Annotated in this window: 16 protein-coding genes and 1 pseudogene; 9 read left to right on the plus strand and 8 right to left on the minus strand. The window is 71.7% G+C overall.

Going from position 1 to position 19,921, the window contains the following annotated elements; all coding sequences use genetic code 11:
* The first annotated feature begins 139 nt into the window (after positions 1-139).
* The 6 genes from OHT51_RS05290 to OHT51_RS05315 all read left to right on the plus strand — a co-directional run bounded on the left by OHT51_RS05290 (position 140) and on the right by OHT51_RS05315 (position 6,734).
* On the plus strand, positions 140-562 hold the full coding sequence (locus OHT51_RS05290) for a DUF485 domain-containing protein (RefSeq protein WP_328877707.1): 423 nt from the start codon (positions 140-142) through the stop codon (positions 560-562).
* Entirely contained in the window at positions 556-2,160 is a 1,605-nt protein-coding gene (locus OHT51_RS05295) for a solute symporter family protein (protein ID WP_328877708.1), read from the plus strand. Before OHT51_RS05290 ends, OHT51_RS05295 begins: the two co-directional genes overlap by 7 nt.
* A 106-nt stretch (positions 2,161-2,266) precedes the next feature.
* Positions 2,267-2,437 (plus strand): 50S ribosomal protein L32, encoded by a 171-nt coding sequence (rpmF, locus tag OHT51_RS05300; protein WP_328877709.1) that lies wholly within the window; start codon positions 2,267-2,269, stop codon positions 2,435-2,437.
* A 94-nt stretch (positions 2,438-2,531) separates the two neighbouring features.
* Positions 2,532-4,199: a LuxR C-terminal-related transcriptional regulator gene (locus tag OHT51_RS05305; protein WP_328877710.1), complete on the plus strand. Its 1,668-nt coding sequence runs from the start codon at positions 2,532-2,534 to the stop codon at positions 4,197-4,199.
* A 128-nt stretch (positions 4,200-4,327) separates the two neighbouring features.
* Positions 4,328-5,701: an FAD-binding oxidoreductase gene (locus OHT51_RS05310; RefSeq protein ID WP_328877711.1), complete on the plus strand. Its 1,374-nt coding sequence runs from the start codon at positions 4,328-4,330 to the stop codon at positions 5,699-5,701.
* A gap of 34 nt (positions 5,702-5,735) precedes the next feature.
* Positions 5,736-6,734: an LLM class flavin-dependent oxidoreductase gene (locus OHT51_RS05315; RefSeq protein ID WP_328877712.1), complete on the plus strand. Its 999-nt coding sequence runs from the start codon at positions 5,736-5,738 to the stop codon at positions 6,732-6,734.
* A 25-nt stretch (positions 6,735-6,759) separates the two neighbouring features.
* On the opposite strand, the gene OHT51_RS05320 is transcribed toward OHT51_RS05315, so the two are convergent.
* Complete coding sequence (locus OHT51_RS05320; RefSeq protein ID WP_328877713.1) at positions 6,760-8,076, minus strand: phytase; 1,317 nt, start codon at positions 8,074-8,076, stop codon at positions 6,760-6,762.
* Between the two features lie 168 nt (positions 8,077-8,244).
* Here OHT51_RS05320 and OHT51_RS05325 point away from each other — a divergent pair, with 168 nt between their 5' ends.
* Entirely contained in the window at positions 8,245-10,596 is a 2,352-nt protein-coding gene (locus OHT51_RS05325) for an excinuclease ABC subunit UvrA (RefSeq protein WP_328877714.1), read from the plus strand.
* A gap of 155 nt (positions 10,597-10,751) precedes the next feature.
* Positions 10,752-11,507, plus strand: a complete 756-nt coding sequence (locus OHT51_RS05330; protein WP_328877715.1) for a hypothetical protein — start codon at positions 10,752-10,754, stop codon at positions 11,505-11,507.
* A 249-nt stretch (positions 11,508-11,756) separates the two neighbouring features.
* On the opposite strand, the pseudogene OHT51_RS05335 reads toward OHT51_RS05330, so the two are convergent.
* The 5 genes and pseudogenes from OHT51_RS05335 to OHT51_RS05355 all read right to left on the minus strand — a co-directional run.
* A pseudogene (locus OHT51_RS05335) lies at positions 11,757-12,377 on the minus strand (lysophospholipid acyltransferase family protein); the annotation flags it as partial.
* Positions 12,378-12,391: 14 nt separating this feature from the next.
* Positions 12,392-13,162, minus strand: a complete 771-nt coding sequence (locus tag OHT51_RS05340) for a GNAT family N-acetyltransferase (RefSeq protein ID WP_328877716.1) — start codon at positions 13,160-13,162, stop codon at positions 12,392-12,394.
* A 302-nt stretch (positions 13,163-13,464) separates the two neighbouring features.
* The gene (locus OHT51_RS05345; RefSeq protein WP_328877717.1) at positions 13,465-14,211 is read right to left on the minus strand and encodes a succinate dehydrogenase/fumarate reductase iron-sulfur subunit; all 747 of its coding nucleotides are present in this window, start codon (positions 14,209-14,211) and stop codon (positions 13,465-13,467) included.
* The gene (locus OHT51_RS05350; protein WP_328877718.1) at positions 14,208-16,157 is read right to left on the minus strand and encodes a fumarate reductase/succinate dehydrogenase flavoprotein subunit; all 1,950 of its coding nucleotides are present in this window, start codon (positions 16,155-16,157) and stop codon (positions 14,208-14,210) included. The genes OHT51_RS05345 and OHT51_RS05350 overlap by 4 nt, the downstream gene beginning before the upstream one ends.
* Position 16,158: 1 nt before the next feature.
* Entirely contained in the window at positions 16,159-16,830 is a 672-nt protein-coding gene (locus OHT51_RS05355; protein ID WP_328877719.1) for a succinate dehydrogenase, read from the minus strand.
* Between the two features lie 120 nt (positions 16,831-16,950).
* On the opposite strand from OHT51_RS05355, the gene OHT51_RS05360 reads away from it, so the two are divergent.
* The gene (locus OHT51_RS05360; protein WP_328877720.1) at positions 16,951-17,835 is read left to right on the plus strand and encodes a LysR family transcriptional regulator; all 885 of its coding nucleotides are present in this window, start codon (positions 16,951-16,953) and stop codon (positions 17,833-17,835) included.
* Positions 17,836-17,838: 3 nt separating this feature from the next.
* On the opposite strand, the gene OHT51_RS05365 is transcribed toward OHT51_RS05360, so the two are convergent.
* Both OHT51_RS05365 and OHT51_RS05370 read right to left on the minus strand, forming a co-directional pair.
* Positions 17,839-18,735 carry an SDR family oxidoreductase gene (locus tag OHT51_RS05365; protein WP_328877721.1) on the minus strand — a complete coding sequence of 299 codons (897 nt, stop codon included), beginning with the start codon at positions 18,733-18,735 and terminating at the stop codon, positions 17,839-17,841.
* 84 nt (positions 18,736-18,819) lie between these two features.
* Positions 18,820-19,830: an alcohol dehydrogenase catalytic domain-containing protein gene (locus OHT51_RS05370; protein WP_328877722.1), complete on the minus strand. Its 1,011-nt coding sequence runs from the start codon at positions 19,828-19,830 to the stop codon at positions 18,820-18,822.
* Positions 19,831-19,921: the final 91 nt, after the last annotated feature.

Genomic DNA, 19,921 nt, shown 5'->3' on the forward strand with positions numbered 1-19,921 from the left:
GGCAATTCACATCGCCGGTTGATTGCTCAAAGAGAGCGCTGTCATACTCCGGCTTCTGGCTTTCGCCCACCGCCACCCGTCCCCATCAGGCCCGCACGCCCCAGTGTGTTCGGCATGCCGCAGCGAAGAAGGTGCGCCTGTGCCCGAGTTTTCACCTTGGCACGACAATTCCCTCACATCCAACTCCCCGGCTAATGGCCCCGTACCGTACAAACGCATATCCGAAGACGCCGAATTCCACTCACTTCGCCGCGCCCAGCGTAGGTTCGGCGTGCGCGCGACGATCCTGTCGGTCGGCGGATTCCTGCTGTACGTACTGCTGTCGCACACCACTCCCGGCCTGATGAACCAGCGTCTGACCGGCAACCTCACCCTCGGCCTCGCGCTGGGTCTCGGCCAGTTCGTCGTGATGGGCGTGACGGCCTGGTGCTATGTCCGGCACATGCGCACCCGGGTCGACCCGCTGGCCCGTGGCCTGGCCTCGCGCCTGCGGCAGCAGGAGCTGGGATCACCCCGCGCCACAGCGCCGCACGGCGAGGCCGGGGGGCACCGCACGTGGTGACCGTGTCCGCAGGCATCGTCGACAGGTTCAGCCTCAACCTGACGTTCGTGCTGTTCCTCACGGTGGTCGTGGTCACGCTGTTCATGGCGCTGCTGACAGCCCCTCAGCGCGACGAGATCAGCGAGTTCTACCTCGGCAACCGCACCATGTCCCCGCTGCGCAACGGCCTCGCGATGTGCGGCGACTACCTGTCGGCCGCGACCCTGCTCGGCAGCACCGGACTGGTCGCGCTCAACGGCTACGACGGCCTGCTGTATCTCGGCGGCACCGTCGTCGCCTGGATGATGGTGCTGCTGCTCATCGCCGAACCCCTGCGCCGCGCGGGCAAGTTCACCCTGGGTGACACGCTGGCCCTGCGGCTGCCCCGGATGCAACGCCCGGTCAGGATCGCCGTCGCGATCTGCACCCTCGCCATCACCACGCTCTACCTCGTCGCCCAACTCGTCGGCAGCATCGCCCTGTTGACCCAGTTCACGGGCGAACCCAGCGCCGCGACACGGACCCTGTGCGTGATCGTGATCGGCACGGTCGTCATCGTGTACGCCGCGATCGGCGGCGCGCCCGGCGCCACCGTCATCCAGATCATCAAGGCCGTGATGCTGGTGGCGGGCGTGACGGTTACCGCCGTCATGGTGCTCAACCACTACGACTGGAACCCGGGCGCCCTGCTGTCCGCCGCCGCGAACCACAGCGGCACCGGCACCCAGTTCCTCGAACCCGGACTGCGCTATGGCGTCAGCACCACCAGCAAGCTCGACTTCTTCAGCCTGGAACTGGCGATCGTCCTGGGCCTCGCCGCCCTCCCTCACGTGCTGATGCGCCTGCTCGCGCCGCGCAGGATCGACGTACTGCGCTCCTCCGTCGTATGGGCGGTGGGCCTGGTCGGTCTGGTCTGCCTCGCGGCCGGCGTCCTCGGCCTCGGCGCCACCGCCATCGTCGGCCGGGAGACCATCGCGGAGACGGACCACAAGGGCGACTCGGCCGTCCTTCTCCTCGCGAACGCCCTGGGCGGCGGCATCCTCACCGCGCTGCTGTCCTGCCTCGCGTTCGTCACGCTGCTCGCGGTCGCGGCCGGCCTCACCCTCGCCGCCGCCTCCTCCCTCGCCCACGACCTGTACGGCGAGGTGATCCGCAAGGGGCGTGCGAGCGAGACCGAGGAGCTGATGGTCGCCCGGCTGTCCGCGGTCGTCATCGGCGTCCTCGCCATGATGCTCGCCCTCGTCTCCTGGGGCGCCAACACGGCGACGCTCGCCTTCCTCGCCTTCGCGATGGCGGCGTCCGCGATCCTGCCGACGATCGTGTTCACCCTCTTCTGGCGCCGCTTCACGGGCCAGGGGGCGCTGCTCAGCCTCTGGGGCGGCCTGGTGTGCTCGGTCCTGCTGGTGCTGTTCTCCCCGGTGGTCTCCGCCAGGCCCGGTTCCTTCTACCCGGACTCGGACTTCGCCTGGTTCCCGCTCCAGAACCCCGGCATCGTCTCCATCCCGGCGGGCTTCTTCCTCGGCTGGCTCGGCACGGTGCTGAGCAACCGCCGACAGCCCCGGGACGACGCCGCCTACGAGGAGTTCGAGGTGCGGATGCTGGTGGGCGCCAAGGAGTGACTCCCAGGAGCGGCGCTCCCGCGCGGGCATGACCGACAGACACAATTGTTAATGGGACCCATTTTCATATAGCCTCCTCGGTGTTCACCCACCGAGGAGGTCCGTCATGGCTGTCCCCAAGCGGAAGATGTCCCGCAGCAACACCCGCCACCGCCGCGCCCAGTGGAAGGCGAACACACCGCAGCTCGTGCCCGTCACCATCGCGGGCGTCAGCCACCTCGTGCCGCAGCACCTGGTGAAGGCGTACGAGCGCGGGCTGCTGCGCCCCGAGGGCTGACCCGGGGTGGCCGCGGGCCGACTCCCCCGCCGCCGTCCTGCCTATTCTGGTGGAGGGCCGGTCCTGCTCGCAGAGCGCGAGAAGGGAGCCGCGGGTGACCGAGCGGACGATGGACAGGGCGGCCGCGGACACGTTGCGCCAGGCCAGGGATGCCGCCGCGCGTGAGGCGTGGGCCGAGGCGCACCGGTTGCTGAGCAGCTTGGACGCCGGCCTGCTCACCCCCGACGACTGCGCCGCGTTCGCAGACGCCGCCTGGTGGACGGGCCGTGTCGACGAGTCGATCGCCGGGCGGACGCGGGCCTACTCCGGATATGTCACGGCGGGGGCCGCCCGGCAGGCGGGGCACTCGGCGTGGCTGCTGTTCTACGAGCACCAGCTGGCGGGACGTACGGCCGTGGCCGCCGGCTGGCTGGGCCGGGCCCGGCGGCACCTGGGTGGTGAGCCGGAGTGTGTCGAGCAGTGCTACCTCGCCTGGGTCGACGCGGAGGACGCTCAGCGGCGCGGCGCGTTCGACGAGGCGATGGCTGCCGCCCGGCGCATGGCGGGGATCGCGCGACGCCGCGGCAGTCCGGATCTGCTCGCCATGGGTGTCCAGGCGCAGGCGGGCGTGCTGGTGGCCCGGGGGCGCGTCCGCGAGGGGCTCGATCTGCTGGACGAGGCGATGTGCTCGGCCATGGCGGGTGAGCTCAGCTCCTTCTTCACCGGCTGGGTCTACTGCCTGGGCCTGCAGCAGTCCATGGCCTGCGTCGATCTGGGCCGCGCCGCCGAATGGACCGACGCGGCCATGCGGTGGTGCGCGGCGATGCCGGCCGAGAACAACTTCCGGGGACTGTGCCGGGTGCACCGGGTCGAGGTGCTGGAGCTGCGGGGCAGCTGGGACGAAGCGCTGACCGAGGCCGAGCGGACCTGCGAGGAACTGCTTCCGTACGAGGGGCGGATGGCCGCCGAGGCGGTCTACGTGGTCGGCCAGATCCATCGTCGGCGCGGCGAGCTCACGGCGGCCGAGCGGTCCTACGGCCGCGCCCATGAGCTCGGCCGCGACCCACAGCCCGGCCTCGCCCTGCTGCGGCAGGCCCAGGGCAAGGCCGACGCCGCCGCTGCCGCCCTGCGGCTTGCGGGCACGGTCGAGGCGGGCGGTCTCACGCGGAGCGGACTGCTGGCTGCCCAGGTGGAGGTGTGCCTGGCGCTGGGCCGGACGGCCGAGGCACGCACGGCAGCCGAGGAGCTGGGCTCCCTGGCCCGCGACTGGCAGCGGCGGTGCGGTTCGCAGACGACTCTCCTGCACGCGAGCGCCGCCACGGCGTCCGGCGCGGTGGCCTTCGCGGCCCGGGACCTCGACCGGGCGCTGCCCCGGCTGCGCCGGGCGCTGACGCTCTGGCTGGAACTGCGGGTGCCGTACGAGGCCGCCCAGGTGCGCATGACGCTGGCCGCCGCCGACCGGGCCGCCGGGGACGGTGAGGGTGCCCGGATGGAACTGCGGGCAGCCGAGCAGGTGTTCCGGCAGCTCGGCGCCGTACCGGACGCGCTCCGGGCGGCCGCTCTGCTCGCCGATGTGCGCCCGGGGCGGCCCGGTGGGCTCACCGAGCGGGAGATCCAGGTGCTGCGGCTGGTCGCGGCGGGCCGCACGAACCGGGCCGTCGCGGCGGAGCTGGTGATCAGCGAGCACACCGTCGCCCGGCATCTGAACAACATCTTCGCCAAGCTCGAGGTGTCCTCGCGGGCGGCGGCGACGGGGTACGCGTACCGGCACGGCATCGCGTGACACGTATGGGCCGTTCCGCCCATGCCCCGCTCCCCCCGGATGGGCGATTCCGGCGATGAGCACGGCCCCTGCGCGCGCGTACACCGGTGGTGTATCCCCTCCCGGCACAGGAACGGAGAGCGGCCGCCATGACCACCTCCACAGCGACCCTCGACCACCGGCTGACGGACCGGCTGCGCGGCGTCGTCGTCGTGCCCGGCGACCCGGCCTACGACGAGGCCCGCAAGGTCTACAACGCCATGCACGACAAGCGGCCGGCTGTCATCGTGCGGGCCGTCGACGCGGGCGACGTCGTCGCCACGGTGGACTTCGCGCGTGAGCAGGGCCTGCCGCTCGCCGTGCGCGGCGGCAGTCACAGCGTCCCCGGCCACGGCACGTGTGACGGCGGGGTCGTCCTCGACCTGGGCCGGATGCGCGGGGTCCGCGTCGATCCCGACGCCCGCACGGCGTGGGTGGAGGGCGGCTGCACCTGGGCGGACGTCGATCACGCCACGCACGCGTTCGGGCTGGCCACCACCGGCGGGGTCGTCTCCACGACCGGCGTGGGCGGTCTGACGACCGGCGGCGGCATGGGCCACCTGGCCCGGCGCTGCGGTCTGGCCTGCGACAACCTCGTCTCGGTGGATCTGGTGACGGCCGACGGATCCTTCCTGACCTGCACGGACGACCAGCACAGCGATCTGATGTGGGCGGTGCGCGGAGGCGGCGGGAACTTCGGGGTCGTCACGTCCTTCGCGTTCCGGCTGCACCCCGTCGCCGACATCCTCGGCGGGCCCACGTTCTTCCCGCTCGACGCCGACGTGATCCGCCGGTACCGGGAGCTGGTCGCCGAGGCGGACGAACGTCTCGGAGCCGTCCTCGTCGTGGGGCTCGGACCACCGGTGCCGTTCCTGCCCGAGCACCGGCACGGGCGCCCGATGTGCGCAGTGGTCACGTGCTGGAGCGGGCCGCCGGATGAGGACGACCGGATCCGGGACCGGGTCGCCGCACTCGGGCCGGTGCTGGGCCGGCACCTGGAGCGCATGCCCTACCCGGTGATCAACACCCTCTTCGACGAGCTGGTGCCCGCCGGGCTGTACCACTACTGGAAGGGCAGCTTCACCAAGGGCCTGCCGGACGGGGCCGTCGACGCCCTCGTCGAGTACGGCGCCACCACGCCCTCGATCCAGAGCGTCACGGTCGTCTTCCCCGTCGACGGGGCCTGCCACCGCGTGGGACCGGCGGAAACCGCCTTCTCCTACCGGGACGCCGACTACTCGGTCGCGCTCAGCCCGACGCTCACCACCCGTGAGGAGTGCGAGGACCGCAAGGACTGGGTGCGTGCCTTCCACCGGGCGCTCGAACCGCACTCCATGGGCGGCGGCTACGTGAACTTCATGGACGGCGACGACCAGGACCGCGTACGGGCCAACTACCGGGCGAACTTCGACCGTCTCAGGGATCTGAAACGGCGCCACGACCCGGGCAACCTGTTCCGCCTGAACCACAACATCGCACCGTGAGGAATCCTGTGGGCTCCCAGGTGTTGAACCTTCCATGAGCTCCGTGATCGCCTCGACCCGCTTCTCCGTCCTCGACCGCTCCCGCACCCGGGAGGGCCGCCCGACCGGAGAAGCGCTGCGTGACACCGTAGGGCTGGCGCGGGAGCTGGAAGAGCTGGGCTACCACCGCGTCTGGGTCTCGGAGCACCACGGCGTGCCGGGAGTGGCAGGGTCCGCGCCGACCGTCCTGGCCGCCGCTGTCGCGTCCGCCACCCGCACCATCCGGGTCGGGACCGGCGGGGTGATGCTGCCCAACCACCAACCCCTGGTCGTGGCTGAGCAGTTCGGGGTGCTGGAGTCCCTCTTTCCCGGCCGTATCGACATGGGGCTCGGGCGATCGGTCGGCTTCACGGACGGTGTCCGCAAGGCGCTCGGGCGGGACAAGGGGGACGCCGAGGACTTCGCGGCGCAGATCGGGGAGCTGCTCGACTGGTTCCGCGGCACCTCGCCGACCGGCGTGCACGCGCGCCCCGCCGAGGGACTGACCGTGCCGCCGTTCGTGCTGGCGATGGGCGAGGGCGCGGACATCGCGGCCCGCGCCGGGTTGCCGATGGTCATCGGTGATCTGCGGAACCGGGAGAAGATGCGGCGCGGGATCGATCACTACCGCGACCGCTTCCAGCCCTCCGCCTGGGCCGGTGAGCCGTACGTCGTCATCTCCGGCTCGATCGCGGTGGCCGGCACGCCCGAGGAGGCCCGGCGGCTGCTCGTGCCGGAGGCCTGGGCCATGGCGTACTCGCGCACGCACGGCACGTTCCCGCCGCTGGCTTCCGCCGAGCGCGTCGAGGCACTGGCCATGACCGACAAGGAGCGCGGCTTCTACGAGGGCGGCCTCGCCGGGCACATCGCGGGCACCGAGGAGCAGGTCGCGCACGAGCTGGAGACGGTGCTGAAGGAGACCGAGGCACAGGAGGTGCTGGTCACGACGAGCACGTACGACCGTGCGGCGCTGGTGGACTCCTACCGGCGGCTCGCCCGGATCATCTCTGCGTGATCCGCGCGAGCCGCCGGCCGGGGCGTCAGTCCGTGTCGCGCGGGTCGAACGACTTGGTGTCGATCGTCAGCGGCTTCGGGAACGCGGTCGCCACCGACTCCCACCGCGTGAACTTGAAGTTGGTGCCCTCCCGGTCCCCGTCGGCGGGCGCGGCCTCGCCGTCGTGGGTGACGAGCAGCCCCTTGGGGAACGAGCGGCCGAGCGGCACGTTCACCACGGCGGCGCCGTCGGAGTGCTGCACCCCGTCGGTGGCGGCGCTGTCGGTGACGGTGAAGGAGCCCAGGTAGGCGTTGCGGCCCTGGCGCTCGTACACGGCGAAGGTGTTGTCGCCCTGGCTGGAGGCGAGCAGGTATCCCTTGCCGTCGGCGGCGTGGTAGATCGTGGCGCCCTCGGCGTCGGCACTCAGGTGCTCACCGCCGAAGCCGGGGTCGCCCGCGGTGTCGATGACGCACTCCTCTTCCTCGGCGTCGTACGTCCACGGAGTGCCGTACTCCCGCACCCGGTCGATCAGCTTGGGGCGGCCGAACTCCTCGTCGTCGAGGTCGACCCGCCACAGCCCGACGTCCTCCTGGGCGGCGTACAGGACGTGCTCCTCCTGGTCGACGACCATGCCCTCGACCTGCGCGTGGTCGCCGGGGTCGGCGCACGGCGTCCAGCTCTTGCCGTTCGGCAGTGTGAAGGAGCCGGGCAGGTCGAGGGTGTCCTCGGCCTTGTAGCCGACGCGGCCGTCGCGGTCCTCCAGCTGCAGCAGCCGTACGCGGGTCTCCGAGCGGCGCGACACGGCCACGTAGGCGTTGTCGTCGTCGCTGAAGGCGGCCAGCCCGTAGGCGGTGCGCTGGTCGTCGACCTCCGGCTCGCTCGCGGAGAAGACCGGCGCGACGCCGGCCGCGGTCACGTCCTTCAGCGGGGGCCTGCCCGCCGCCACCGCGCCCGGGTCGATCGCGTAGGCCCGGACACGGTCCCGGCCGCGGTCGCTGACCAGGGCGAGGTCGGTCTTCTTGCCGCCCAGTTCGAAGCCGTACACGACGTCGACGTTGTTGAAGCGGCCGGGGGCGGTGTCCTCGCCGGGTGCCGCGGGCGCGGCGATGTGCTGGAGCCGCTTGCCGTCGAGGCCGTAGACGTCGAGGCCGGCCTCCTTCAGGGTGCTGATCACGAGGCTGCGGCCCGCGTCGCGGGGGTCGACCCAGACGGCCGGGTCGTCGGCGTCGGCGTTGCCGCCCGCCTCGTCGTCATACACGGCGGGGGTCTCCACGCGCGCGGAGACGGAGACCGGCTGCGGGGCGGACGCGCCCGTGACCATCAGCAGCGCGGCGGTGAGAGTGCTCAGAGCTGAGGCGCTCACGATACTCCTCGGTAGGAAGAGAGACTGGCGAGACGGTATGGGGGGCCGGTGTGGGCGAGCCGACGGCATCGTGAACAGCAGGTGGCTCATACGGCCCGCGCGCCCCGTTCGTTTAGAATTGCGGAGTTTGCCCACGACGCCGACGCACACCTTCCGGAGCCCTCACCCATGCCTTCCCCGCACGACCCCTACGTCCGCGTCCGCGGCGCCCGCGAGCACAACCTCAGGGGCGTGGACGTCGACATCCCACGGGACGTGCTGGCCGTGTTCACGGGTGTGTCCGGGTCCGGGAAGTCGTCGCTCGCCTTCGGCACGATCTACGCGGAGGCCCAGCGCCGCTACTTCGAGTCGGTGGCGCCGTACGCGCGCAGGCTGATCCACCAGGTCGGCGCGCCGAAGGTCGGCGAGATCACCGGGCTGCCGCCCGCCGTGTCGCTCCAGCAGCGCCGCTCGGCGCCGACGTCCCGCTCCTCCGTCGGCACGGTCACCAACCTCTCCAACTCCCTGCGGATGCTGTACTCCCGGGCGGGCGACTACCCGCCGGGCGCCGAGCGGCTCGACTCGGACTCCTTCTCACCGAATACGGCGGCCGGGGCGTGCCCGGAGTGCCACGGGCTCGGGCAAGTGCACCGTACGACCGAGGAGTTGCTGGTCCCCGATCCGGGGCTGTCGATCCGGGAGGGCGCGATCGCGGCGTGGCCGGGTGCCTGGCAGGGCAAGAACCTGCGCGACATCCTCGACGCGCTCGGCCACGACGTCGACCGGCCCTGGCGCGAGCTGCCCGCCGAGCAGCGGGAGTGGATCCTGTTCACCGACGAGCAGCCGGTCGTCACCGTTCACCCGGTGCGCGACGCCGACCGCATCCAACGCCCGTACCAGGGCACGTACATGAGCGCCCGCCGGTACGTCATGAAGACCTTCGCCGACTCCAAGAGCCCGACCCTCAGGACGAAGGCGGAGCGGTTCCTCGCCGCAGCACCCTGCCCGGCGTGCGGCGGCAGCAGGCTGCGCCCCGAGGCGCTGGCGGTGACCTTCGGCGGCCGGACGATCGCCGATGTGGCCGCGCTGCCGCTCACGGAGCTGGCGGGATTACTGGAAGGTGGCTCCTCGGAGGCGGCCCGTGTTCTCACCGAGGACCTCAAGTCCCGTATCGGGCCCGTCGTCGAGCTCGGCCTCGGCTATCTGAGCCTCGACCGCGCCACGCCGACGCTCTCGGCGGGTGAACTGCAGCGCCTGCGGCTCGCGACGCAGCTGCGGTCCGGGCTGTTCGGTGTCGTGTACGTCCTCGACGAGCCGTCCGCGGGGCTGCACCCGGCGGACACCGAGGCGCTGCTGACGGTGCTGGCGCGGCTGAAGGCGGCCGGGAACACGGTGTTCGTGGTCGAGCACCATCTCGACGTCATGCGCGGCGCGGACTGGCTGGTCGACGTGGGACCGCGGGCGGGTGAGCACGGCGGGAAGGTGCTGCACAGCGGGCCGGTGGCGGAGCTGGCTGCGGTCACGGAGTCGGCCACGGCGCGGTTCCTGTTCGACGGCTCGCCCGCCGCCGTACGCCAAGTGCGTGCGCCGCGGGGCCAGTTGAAGGTCGGGCCGGTCAGCCGGCACAACCTGCGCGGGGTGACCGCCGAGTTCCCGCTCGGTGTGTTCACGGCCGTCACCGGCGTCTCGGGTTCGGGCAAGTCCACGCTCATCGGCGAGATCACCGAGGAACTGGCGGGTGTGGGCCGCCTGGTCTCGGTCGACCAGAAGCCGATCGGCCGCACCCCGCGCTCCAACCTCGCCACCTACACCGGCCTCTTCGACGTCGTACGCAAGGTGTTCGCGGCCACCGACGAGGCGCGGGTCCGTCGTTACGGCGTCGGGCGGTTCTCCTTCAATGTCGCTGGGGGTCCCCCCTCCGGGGGAGGACGGTGCGAGACCTGTCAGGGCGAGGGGTTCGTCAGCGTGGAGCTGCTGTTCCTGCCGAGCACGTACGCGCCGTGCCCCGACTGCGGCGGGGCCCGCTACAACCCCGAGACGCTCCAAGTTGCGTACCGGGGGCGGAACATCGCGCAGGTGCTGGACCTCACGGTCGAGGGGGCTGCGGAGTTCTTCGCGGACACCCCGGCCGTGGCGCGCAGTCTAGGCGCCCTGCTCGACGTGGGCCTCGGCTATCTGCGTCTCGGGCAGCCGGCCACCGAGCTGTCCGGCGGTGAGGCCCAGCGCATCAAGCTGGCGAGCGAGTTGCAGCGCGCCGGGCGCGGCCACACGCTCTACCTGCTCGACGAGCCGACGACCGGACTCCACCCGGCCGACGTCGAGGTGCTGATGCGCCAGCTGCACGGGCTCGTCGACGCCGGGCACACCGTGGTCGTGGTCGAGCACGACATGTCCGTCGTGGCGGGCGCGGACTGGGTGATCGACCTGGGGCCGGGCGGGGGTGACGCGGGCGGACGGATCGTGGCGGCGGGGCCGCCGGCGGACGTGGCTCGGGCGGAAGGGAGCGCCACGGCGCCGTATCTGGCCCGTGTGATGCCGTAACCGCCTTTGGCGACACGGCACTTGAGGGTCCTAGAGTGCCCCCGTGCGTTGATCCTCCGCGCGTCGGCGTGTGCCGACGCGGACCGTGCGGGCGCCCGGACCTTCCGTGGCCGCCCCGGCAGGCATACCCGTCGCCGACCCACCGGAGATCACGCATGACCGCGCAGCAGTCCCTCACCTACGACGCGTTCGTCGCGCTCGCCATGGCCGACCCCGCTGTCGTCGGCCTCGTCCTCAAAGGCTCGCGGGCCCATGACGGCATGGCCACCGAGCACTCCGACCACGATCTGTACGTCGTCCTCGCGGACGGCGCGGCGACGGACCTCCGTCGCTTCACCGGTCATCGCACGTCGCGACTGGATCTGGTGATCGTCTCCCTCGCCGAGTTCCGGGCAGCCGGAATGCCGGGCCACGAGCGCTATGCCCTCGCCCGGGCGCGGATCGTACTCGACCGGCCCGCCGGAGGGATCGCCGACTCCGGGGGGATCGCTGAGATCCTCGCCGCCAAGGCACGGCTCGGCGCCGACGAAGCGTTCCGGGCCGCGGGCAGTTGGCTGGACGCCTACGCCAACTCCCTTTACCGCTCGGTGAAGAACGACCGTGACGGCGAGCCGCTCGCCGCCCGGCTCGACGCCACCGACAGCGTGGGGCACCTGCTGGAGCTGCTCTTCGCCCTGGACCGGCGCCCCCGCCCGTACCACAAGTACCTACGCTGGGAGCTTGCCCGTCACCCGCTGCCGGGCTGGGACGGCGACGCCCTGCTGGGAGCTGTGGACCGTATCTCCGCGAGCGGCGACGTGGCGGTCCAGCGGGGGCTGTTCGCCCGCGTGGAGGCCTCGGCCCGCCGCGAGGGCCACGGGGCGGTGCTGGACGCCTGGGGTGAGGACCTCCGGCTGATGCGCCCTCAGTAGTACGGACATCTCGGCCGCCCCGGCCAGAGAGCGGCGGTCCGGGTGGCTGCCCGGTGCCATCGGCTCCCGCACCTCCGCCTCCGCGACCAGCTCGCGTGCCCGCACGACCCGCCACACCGAGGTGAGGAGCGAGTCCGCGCCGACGAAGGCGGCGGCCGTGCTGGGCGTGCCCTGGGCAGCCCGGTAGCGCAGGCGGACCGGCTGGACCGGGACGCCCGCGTCGAGGGCTGCCTGGAACGCGGCCCGGCGGAAGTAGCCCTGTGTGCGGCCGCACCACGTGCTGCCCTCGGGGAAGACGGCGACCGCGTCGCCGGCCCGCAACGCCTCGGTGATCCGGGCCACCGTGCCGGGCAGGGCGCGGATCCGGTCCCGGTCGATGAACAGGGCACCGCTGCGGGCGGTCATCCACCCCGCCACGGGCCAGTCCCGGATCTCCGACTTGGCGAGCATCCGGGCCGGACGGACGGCGGCGAGCATCGGGATGTCCAGCCAGGAGACGTGGTTGGCCACGAGCAGCATCCCGCCGTCGGGCGCGGCGCCGCCGTCGATCCGTACCCGGACGCCTGCGGCCCGGACGACCCAGCGGGACCAGCGCCGGACCAGTCCGCCGGGTATCCGCGCCCCGAGCGGGCTGAGCAGGAACCCGATGATCAGCAGGAGCAGGACCGCCGCGATCCGCAGGACGGCCAGAGGCACGGCCCTGGCCGGTCCCGTCGCGTCCACGCACCCCTGGGGGGTGCAGGGGGCGCTGGGCCGCCAAGGGGTCGCCACCTCGACGGGATGGGCGAGTGCGGCCGGTACGCCGGCCGTCTGGGCCTTGGCAGCGGTCGCCGTGGGGATTCCGACGGCACCGAGGGAGGGGGTGCTCATGGCCGCCACGTCCGTCACGCCGGGACGAGGGAGAGGAAGTGGCGCAGGTAGCGCGAGTTGACCCGGCGCATCGACAGCAGCACGTACATGTCGGCGACCCCGAACTCCGGGTCGTGCGCGGGCTCGCCGCAGACCCAGGCGCCGAGGCGGATGTAGCCGCGCAGGAGGGCCGGGAGTTCCATGCGGGCGGCGGGGGCGGGCTCAGTGGGCTGCCAGGGCCGCAGCGGTCGTACCCGGTACTCCTCCGGGGCGAGGTGCTTGGCCTGCACCCGGTCCCAGGTGGCCGCCGCGAGCTTGCCGCCGTCGGCCAGCGGGATCGAGCAGCAGCCGGCCAGCCACTCGTGGCCGCGGTCGACCATGTAGCGGGCGATGCCGGCCCAGATGAGGCTGATGACGGCGCCGTCGCGGTGGTCGGGGTGCACGCAGGAGCGGCCGACCTCGACCAGGTTCGGACGCAGGCCGTCGATGCGGCTCAGGTCGAACTCGCCCTCGGAGTACAGCCGGCCCGCGACCGCGGCCCGCTCCGGCGGGAGCAGTCGGTAGGTGCCGACGACCTGGCCGGACACCTCCTCACGGACGAGCAGGTGGTCGCAGTACGCGTCGAAGGCGTCGATGTCGTGGCCCGGCTGCGGGGTGGTCAGCTGGGCTCCCATCTCACCGGCGAAGACGTCGTGCCGCAGCCGCTGGGCGGCGCGCACGTCCTCCTCGTCGCGGGCGAGGCCGACGGTGTAGCGGGTGGGTGCCGTGGGCTGCGGGGGACGGTCGACGGTCAGTACGCCGGTCATGGCTTACTCCTGGTCACGGGCCGGGGACGGCGAGCGGAGCTCGGTTGGAGCGGTGCGATGTGCCGCCCCTGTTCTTCCTATGCCGGTTGGCGTATGCGTGACCTGTGCCAGGAGAGTGGATGTGCGAATGTTGAACGGCGTGAGCCGGTACCGGCCGTCCATGTTCCGGTGCCCGGCCGGTCAGCCGGGCGATCCAGTGCTGTTCACCTGACGGGCGCGGATACGCGAGACGGGGCCGGAGAGCACCACTCCCGACCCCGCCCGTCCGCACCTTTCGGCGAACGTCTGTTGGGCGCCGCGCCCTACCGCTTCACCTTCCGCGTGGCCCGCAGCCACTCCTTGTTCATGCTCGTGATGGACATCAGGGGGATGCCCTTGGGGCAGGCGGTGGCACACTCTCCGGTGAGAGTGCACCCGCCGAAGCCCTCGTCGTCCATCTGCGCCACCATGTCCAGGACACGGGTCTCTCGCTCGGGCGCCCCCTGCGGCAGTACGTTCAGGTGGTTGACCTTGGCGGAGGTGAACAGCATCGCCGCCCCGTTGGGACACGCGGCCACACACGCCCCGCAGCCGATGCACTCGGCGTGCTCGAAGGCGAGGTCGGCGTCCGGCTTCGGCACGGGTGTGGCGTGGGCTTCCGGCGCGGCACCCGTCGGGGCGGTGACGTACCCGCCCGCCTGGATGATCCGGTCGAACGCGGACCGGTCGACGACCAGGTCCTTGATGACCGGGAACGCCGACGCCCGCCACGGCTCGATGTCGATCGTGTCGCCGTCCTTGAAGGACCGCATGTGCAGCTGGCAGGAGGTGGTCCGCTCGGGGCCGTGCGCGTCACCGTTGATGACGAGCGAGCAGGCGCCGCAGATGCCCTCACGGCAGTCGTGGTCGAAGGCGACCGGGTCCTCACCGCGGAGGATGAGCTCCTCGTTGAGGGTGTCGAGCATCTCCAGAAAGGACATGTCGGAGGAGATGCCGTCCACCTCGTACGTGGACATGGCGCCTTCGGCGGCGGCGTTGCGCTGCCGCCAGACGCGCAGGGTGAGCTTCATGCGTAGCTCCGCTGGGTGGGGTGGACGTACTCGAAGACCAGGTCTTCCTTGTGCAGCACGGGAGCGTTGCCCGTGTCGGTGAACTCCCAGGCCGCCACGTAGGCGAACTCGTCGTCCTTGCGGGCCGCCTCGCCGTCCGGCGTCTGCGACTCCTCGCGGAAGTGGCCGCCGCAGGACTCGCTGCGGTCCAGCGCGTCGAGGCACATGAGCTCGGCGAGCTCCAGGTAGTCGACGACGCGGTTGGCCTTCTCCAGCGACTGGTTGAACTCCTCGCCGGTGCCGGGCACCTTGATCCGCCGCCAGAACTCCTCGCGGATCTGCGGGATGCGCTCCAGGGCCTTGCGCAGTCCGGAGTCCGTGCGGGCCATCCCGCAGAACTCCCACATCAGCTCGCCGAGTTCACGGTGGAAGGAGTCCGGCGTACGGTCGCCGTCCACGGCCAGCAGCAGGTTGAGCCGGTCCTGGGTGTCCGCCAGCACCTCCTGCACGACGGGGTGCTCGTCGGTGACCGCCTCGTGGTGCGGGTTGCGGGCGAGGTAGTCGTTGATGGTGGCCGGCAGCACGAAGTAGCCGTCGGCCAGGCCCTGCATCAGGGCCGAGGCACCGAGCCGGTTCGCGCCGTGGTCGGAGAAGTTGGCCTCGCCGATGGCGAACAGGCCGGGGACGGTGGTCTGCAGGTCGTAGTCGACCCACAGGCCGCCCATCGTGTAGTGCACGGCCGGGTAGATCCGCATCGGCACCTCGTACGGATCCTCGTCGGTGATCCGCTGGTACATGTCGAAGAGGTTGCCGTACTTGGCCTCGACGGCCTTGCGGCCCATACGCCGGATCGCGTCCGCGAAGTCCAGGTAGACGCCCTGCCCGCCGGGCCCGACGCCCCTGCCCTCGTCGCACACGTTCTTCGCGGCGCGGGAGGCGATGTCGCGGGGCACGAGGTTGCCGAAGGACGGGTAGATACGCTCCAGGTAGTAGTCGCGCTCGTCCTCGGGGATCTTGTTGGCGGGGCGGTCGTCGCTCTTGGCCTTCGGCACCCAGATCCGGCCGTCGTTGCGCAGCGACTCGCTCATCAGCGTCAGCTTGGACTGGTGGTCGCCGGTGCGCGGGATGCACGTCGGGTGGATCTGCGTGAAACAGGGGTTGGCGAAGTAGGCGCCGCGCCGGTGGGCCCGCCAGATCGCGGTGGCGTTGGAGTTCATGGCGTTCGTCGACAGGTAGAAGACGTTGCCGTAGCCGCCGCTCGCGAGTACGACGGCGTCCGCGAAGTAGGTGTCGATGCGGCCGGTGATGAGGTCCCGGGCGACGATCCCGCGCGCCTTGCCGTCGACGACGATCAGGTCGAGCATCTCGGTACGCGGGTGCATCTCGACGTTCCCCGCGGCGATCTGCCTGCTCAGCGCCTGATACGCGCCGAGCAGCAGCTGCTGGCCCGTCTGGCCGCGGGCGTAGAACGTCCGCGACACCTGGACGCCGCCGAAGGAGCGGGTGTCGAGCAGGCCGCCGTACTCGCGGGCGAACGGCACGCCCTGAGCCACGCACTGGTCGATGATCTCGACGGAGATCTGGGCGAGCCGGTGGACGTTGGACTCCCGGGCGCGGAAGTCGCCGCCCTTCACCGTGTCGTAGAACAGGCGGTGCACGGAGTCGCCGTCGTTGCGGTAGTTCTTCGCGGCGTTGATGCCGCCCTGCGCGGCGATGGAGTGGGCGCGGCGCGGGGAGTCCTGGTAGCAGAACTGGACGACGTGGTAGCCCTGTTCGGCGAGGGTGGCGCCCGCGGAGCCGCCGGCCAGGCCCGTCCCCACCACGATCACGGTGTGCTTGCGCCGGTTGGCGGGGTTGACCAGCTTGGCCTCGAAGCGGCGCTTGTCCCAGCGCTCGCTGACGGGCCCGGCGGGGGCTTTGGCGTCGACGACCGGTTCGCCGGTCGTGTACTCGGCGTAGGTAGACATGTCAGCTCACCAATCCGGTCATGACGCCCACGGGCACGGCGATGAAACCGACCGTGAGCAGCAGCGCGAGGATGTCGGCCGTGGCCTTCAGGGCGCGGTCGCGGGTGCGGCTGCCGGCGCCGAGGGTCTGGGCGGCGCTCCAGAAGCCGTGCCGGATGTGCAGGCCGAGGGCGAGCATCGCGACGATGTAGATGACGTTGCCGTACCAGGTGGAGAAGGTGTCCACGACGTTCTGGTACGGGTGGCCCTGCTGGAAGCCGCCGGAGTGCACGGTGCCGGTCGTCAGATCGAGGACGTGCCAGACGATGAACAGGCCGAGGATGATGCCGCCCCAGCGCATGGTGCGCGTGGCGTAGGAGGCCCGCGGCTTCTTGTGCACGTACTTGCTGGGGCGCGCCTTGATGTCGCGGCGGCTGAGCTGGTACGCGGACGTGGCGTGGGCGACGACGGCGACGACCAGCACGATGCGGACGAGCCAGAGCGTCCACTCGTAGTGCATGAACGGCTCGCCGACGATGCGCAGCCAGTGCGCGTAGTGGTTGAACTCGCCCGCCCCGAAGAAGATCTTCAGGTTTCCGATCATGTGGACGACCAGGTACGCCAGCATGATCAGTCCGCTGACCGCCATCACGGTCTTCTTGCCGACGGTGGAGTCCCACACTGTGCGTGCCATGGACGGCCGTCGGTCCGTCCGCGTTGCCAGAGCCATGGAACAGGACGCTACGGCCGGGCCACCCCATCGGTCCAAGACATGGTCCGGCTCGTTTCAATAGGCAGGCCCTATGCTGGCTGGATGCAGTTCCAGCAGCTCCAGTACTTCGTGGCGGTCGCCGAGACCCGGCACTTCACCCGGGCCGCCGACCTGGTGCATGTCGCGCAGCCCTCGCTGTCGCAGCAGATCAAGTCGCTGGAGCGGGAGTTGGGCGCGGACCTGTTCCTGCGGGCGCGCGGCAACATCACGCTGACGGACGCCGGGGAGGCCCTGCTGCCGTTGGCACGGCGCATCCTGGCCGACGCGGACACCGCACGGTACGAGGTGCAGGAACTGGTGCAGCTGCGCCGGGGGCGGGTCCGGCTGGGGGCGACGCCGAGCCTGTGCACGGGCCTGCTCCCGGACGTGCTGCGTGCGTTCCACGACCGCTACCCCGGCATCCAGCTGCTGATCGAGGAAGGCGGCTCGCACGACCTGATCCGGGAGCTGGCCCGCGGTGCCCTCGACCTGGCCCTGGTGGTCCTGCCCCTGCCGACGGCCTCCCCCGCGCTGACCACGGTGGAGCTGCTGCGCGAGGACCTGGTGGTCGTCTCCTCGCCGGAGGCGCCCCGGCCGGGCGGCGGGCGGCGCACCGTGCGCATCGCCGATCTGGAGGGCGAGCGCCTGGTGATGTTCCGGCACGGCTACGACCTGCGTGAGTTGACGGTGGCCGCCTGCCGTGCCGAGGGCTTCGAGCCGGACTTCGCGGTCGAGGGCGGGGAGATGGACGCGGTGCTGGGGTTCGTGCGGGCGGGGCTGGGAGTGGCCGTCGTACCGCGCATGGTGGCGGCCCGGTCGGGCCGGGGGCTACGGGTCACCCCGCTGGCCCGGCCCGGCCTGCACCGCACGATCGCCCTGGCCCATCGCAGCGACGTGGCTCCGCCGCGGGCCGCGCGTGAGTTGCAGCGGATGCTGCTGGAACGGTGAGGGTCAGCCGGCCGTGCGGGGTGTGAGCAGGTCCGTCATGCCGATGCGCTCGTAGAAGTCGGCACGGACACCGTCGGCGACGTCACTCACCCGCTCCGAGCCGTCGTCGGCCGGGTCGATGGTGACGCGGAAGGGGCGCTCGCCCTTCGGTGTGCCGACGATGCGGACGATGGCTCGGGCCACCTCCATGACATCGGCGTCGGCGGGTGCCAGCGCGGCCAGGGCCTTGCCGACGTCGTCCATCAGCCCCGCGTAGAAGGTGTCGTACGCCTCCGCGGTGGCGGTGTCCTCGGGGTGCATGGCGTGGGCGAAGTGGCTGGTGCCCGAGGTGAAGGAACCCGGGACCACGAGGGAGGTGTCGATGCCGAAGCGGCTCAGCTCGACCGCGTAGCTCTTGGCCAGGTGGTCCATCGCGGCCTTCGCGCCGAAGTAGGGGCCGAGGTAGGGCGGGGTGCCGCCGTAGGTGCTCGACGACCCCACCCACAGCAGCAGACCGTCGCGCCGGTCCCGCATCTGCGGCAGCACGGCACGGTTGACGCGCTGCGTGGACAGCACGTTGGTGTCGTAGATCTCGGCGATCTGCTCCGGCGTGAACGCCTCCGTCGGGCCGAGGACCATGTGCCCGGCGTTGTGGACGACGGCGTCGATCCGTCCGGCCTCGGCGGTGACCTGCGCGACGGCGGCGTCCACGGACTCCTGGGCGGAGACGTCGAGTTCGACGGCACGCAGCACCACGCCGTGCCGGTCGGCGTAGGTCTGCGCGTCCGCGACGGCGGGGGCGTTGCGGCCGGTGGTCTGCCGCATCCCGGCGTAGACGGTGTGTCCGGCATCGGCGAGGGCGCGGGCGGTCAGGGCACCGAAGCCGCTGGAGGCACCCGTGACAAGGACGACGTAGGGCATGGCGAACTCCTTGGTGGCGTGCGGAAACGCAAGGGGTGGTTCTGATCGCGGCCGGGGGTCCGGTCCAGCGGGGGGTCCGGTCGGTCAGACGAAGGTGATGACGCTGCGGCCGTGGGCGGTGCCCTCCGCCATGGCGTCGAGGACCGCCGGGGCCTGGTCCAGGGTGATCGGGGTGACCTCGGGCAGGATGCCGTGGGCCAGCGAGAAGGCGAGGGTGTCGCGCAGGTCGTGGGGCGAGCCGGAGGGGGACGCGGCGACGTGCAGGCGGTTGAGGACCATGGGCGGGGTGGGCAGCGTCAGCGGCTCGGAGCCGTAGCCGAGGAGCAGCAGGGTGCCGTCGGGGGCGAGGCCGCCCAGGGTGGCTCCGGCCGCGGCGGTGGACGGGGCGGCGTTGAGCACCAGGTCGGCCCCGCCGTCCCACGCCTTGAGCGCCTCGGCCGGGTCGGACTCGTCGGTGGCGACGAAGAGTTCGGCGCCCAAGGCCATGGCCTGGTCCTCGCCGCGCCGGGAGCGGCCCACCACGGCGACCCGCGCGCCCATGGCGGCGGCGTAGCGCACGGCCAGGGTGCCCACTCCGCCCAGACCGACGACGGCGACCCGGGAACCGGCCTTCGCGCCGCCCTGCCGCAGGCCGTTGAAGGCGGTGAGGCCGGCGCACATCAGCGGCGCGGCGGCAACGGGATCCAGGCCCTCCGGCAGCGGGGTGACGAAGTTGGCCTTGAGCAGGGCGTGCTCGGCGTAGCCGCCGTCGGCCACGACGCCGGTGATCCGCTTGCGGGGGCACAGGATCTGGTCGCCGCGCACGCAGTAGTCGCAGTGCTCGCAGGAGTCGTACAGGAACTGGGCGCCGACCGTGGTGCCGACCGCGGGGAAGGTCACGCCCTCGCCGACGGCAGTCACGACTCCGGTGATCTCATGGCCGGGGATGACGGGGAACCGGGCGAAGGGGTATTCGCCGCGCAGCAGGTTCAGGTCGGAGAAGCAGACGCCACAGGCGGTGACCTTGACCAGGACCTCGCCGGGGGCGGGCTGGGGGACGTCGAGGGTGTCGAGGGCGAGCGGAAGGTTCGCGCCGGTGGCGACGGCAGCACGCATCGCGGGCTCCAAGGGTGTCGGGGGGAAGTAGTCCAGTTGGTTCCTGGTACTTCCGAGTCTCCGAGCCCGCTGTGATCCCGTCCAATGCTTG

It is taken from the genome of Streptomyces sp. NBC_00299, from assembly GCF_036173045.1.
Lineage (GTDB): Bacteria > Actinomycetota > Actinomycetes > Streptomycetales > Streptomycetaceae > Streptomyces > Streptomyces machairae.

What these genes read in the sequence shown, in the direction of transcription:
- rpmF (WP_328877709.1), top strand. Translation starts at nt 2,267, where the DNA reads ATGGCTGTCCCCAAGCGGAAGATGTCCCGCAGCAACACCCGCCACCGC.
- OHT51_RS05310 (WP_328877711.1), top strand. Translation starts at nt 4,328, where the DNA reads ATGACCACCTCCACAGCGACCCTCGACCACCGGCTGACGGACCGGCTG.
- OHT51_RS05315 (WP_328877712.1), top strand. Translation starts at nt 5,736, where the DNA reads ATGAGCTCCGTGATCGCCTCGACCCGCTTCTCCGTCCTCGACCGCTCC.
- OHT51_RS05325 (WP_328877714.1), top strand. Translation starts at nt 8,245, where the DNA reads ATGCCTTCCCCGCACGACCCCTACGTCCGCGTCCGCGGCGCCCGCGAG.
- OHT51_RS05330 (WP_328877715.1), top strand. Translation starts at nt 10,752, where the DNA reads ATGACCGCGCAGCAGTCCCTCACCTACGACGCGTTCGTCGCGCTCGCC.
- OHT51_RS05340 (WP_328877716.1), bottom strand. Translation starts at nt 13,162, where the DNA reads ATGACCGGCGTACTGACCGTCGACCGTCCCCCGCAGCCCACGGCACCC.
- OHT51_RS05345 (WP_328877717.1), bottom strand. Translation starts at nt 14,211, where the DNA reads ATGAAGCTCACCCTGCGCGTCTGGCGGCAGCGCAACGCCGCCGCCGAA.
- OHT51_RS05350 (WP_328877718.1), bottom strand. Translation starts at nt 16,157, where the DNA reads ATGTCTACCTACGCCGAGTACACGACCGGCGAACCGGTCGTCGACGCC.
- OHT51_RS05355 (WP_328877719.1), bottom strand. Translation starts at nt 16,830, where the DNA reads ATGGCACGCACAGTGTGGGACTCCACCGTCGGCAAGAAGACCGTGATG.
- OHT51_RS05360 (WP_328877720.1), top strand. Translation starts at nt 16,951, where the DNA reads ATGCAGTTCCAGCAGCTCCAGTACTTCGTGGCGGTCGCCGAGACCCGG.
- OHT51_RS05365 (WP_328877721.1), bottom strand. Translation starts at nt 18,735, where the DNA reads ATGCCCTACGTCGTCCTTGTCACGGGTGCCTCCAGCGGCTTCGGTGCC.
- OHT51_RS05370 (WP_328877722.1), bottom strand. Translation starts at nt 19,830, where the DNA reads ATGCGTGCTGCCGTCGCCACCGGCGCGAACCTTCCGCTCGCCCTCGAC.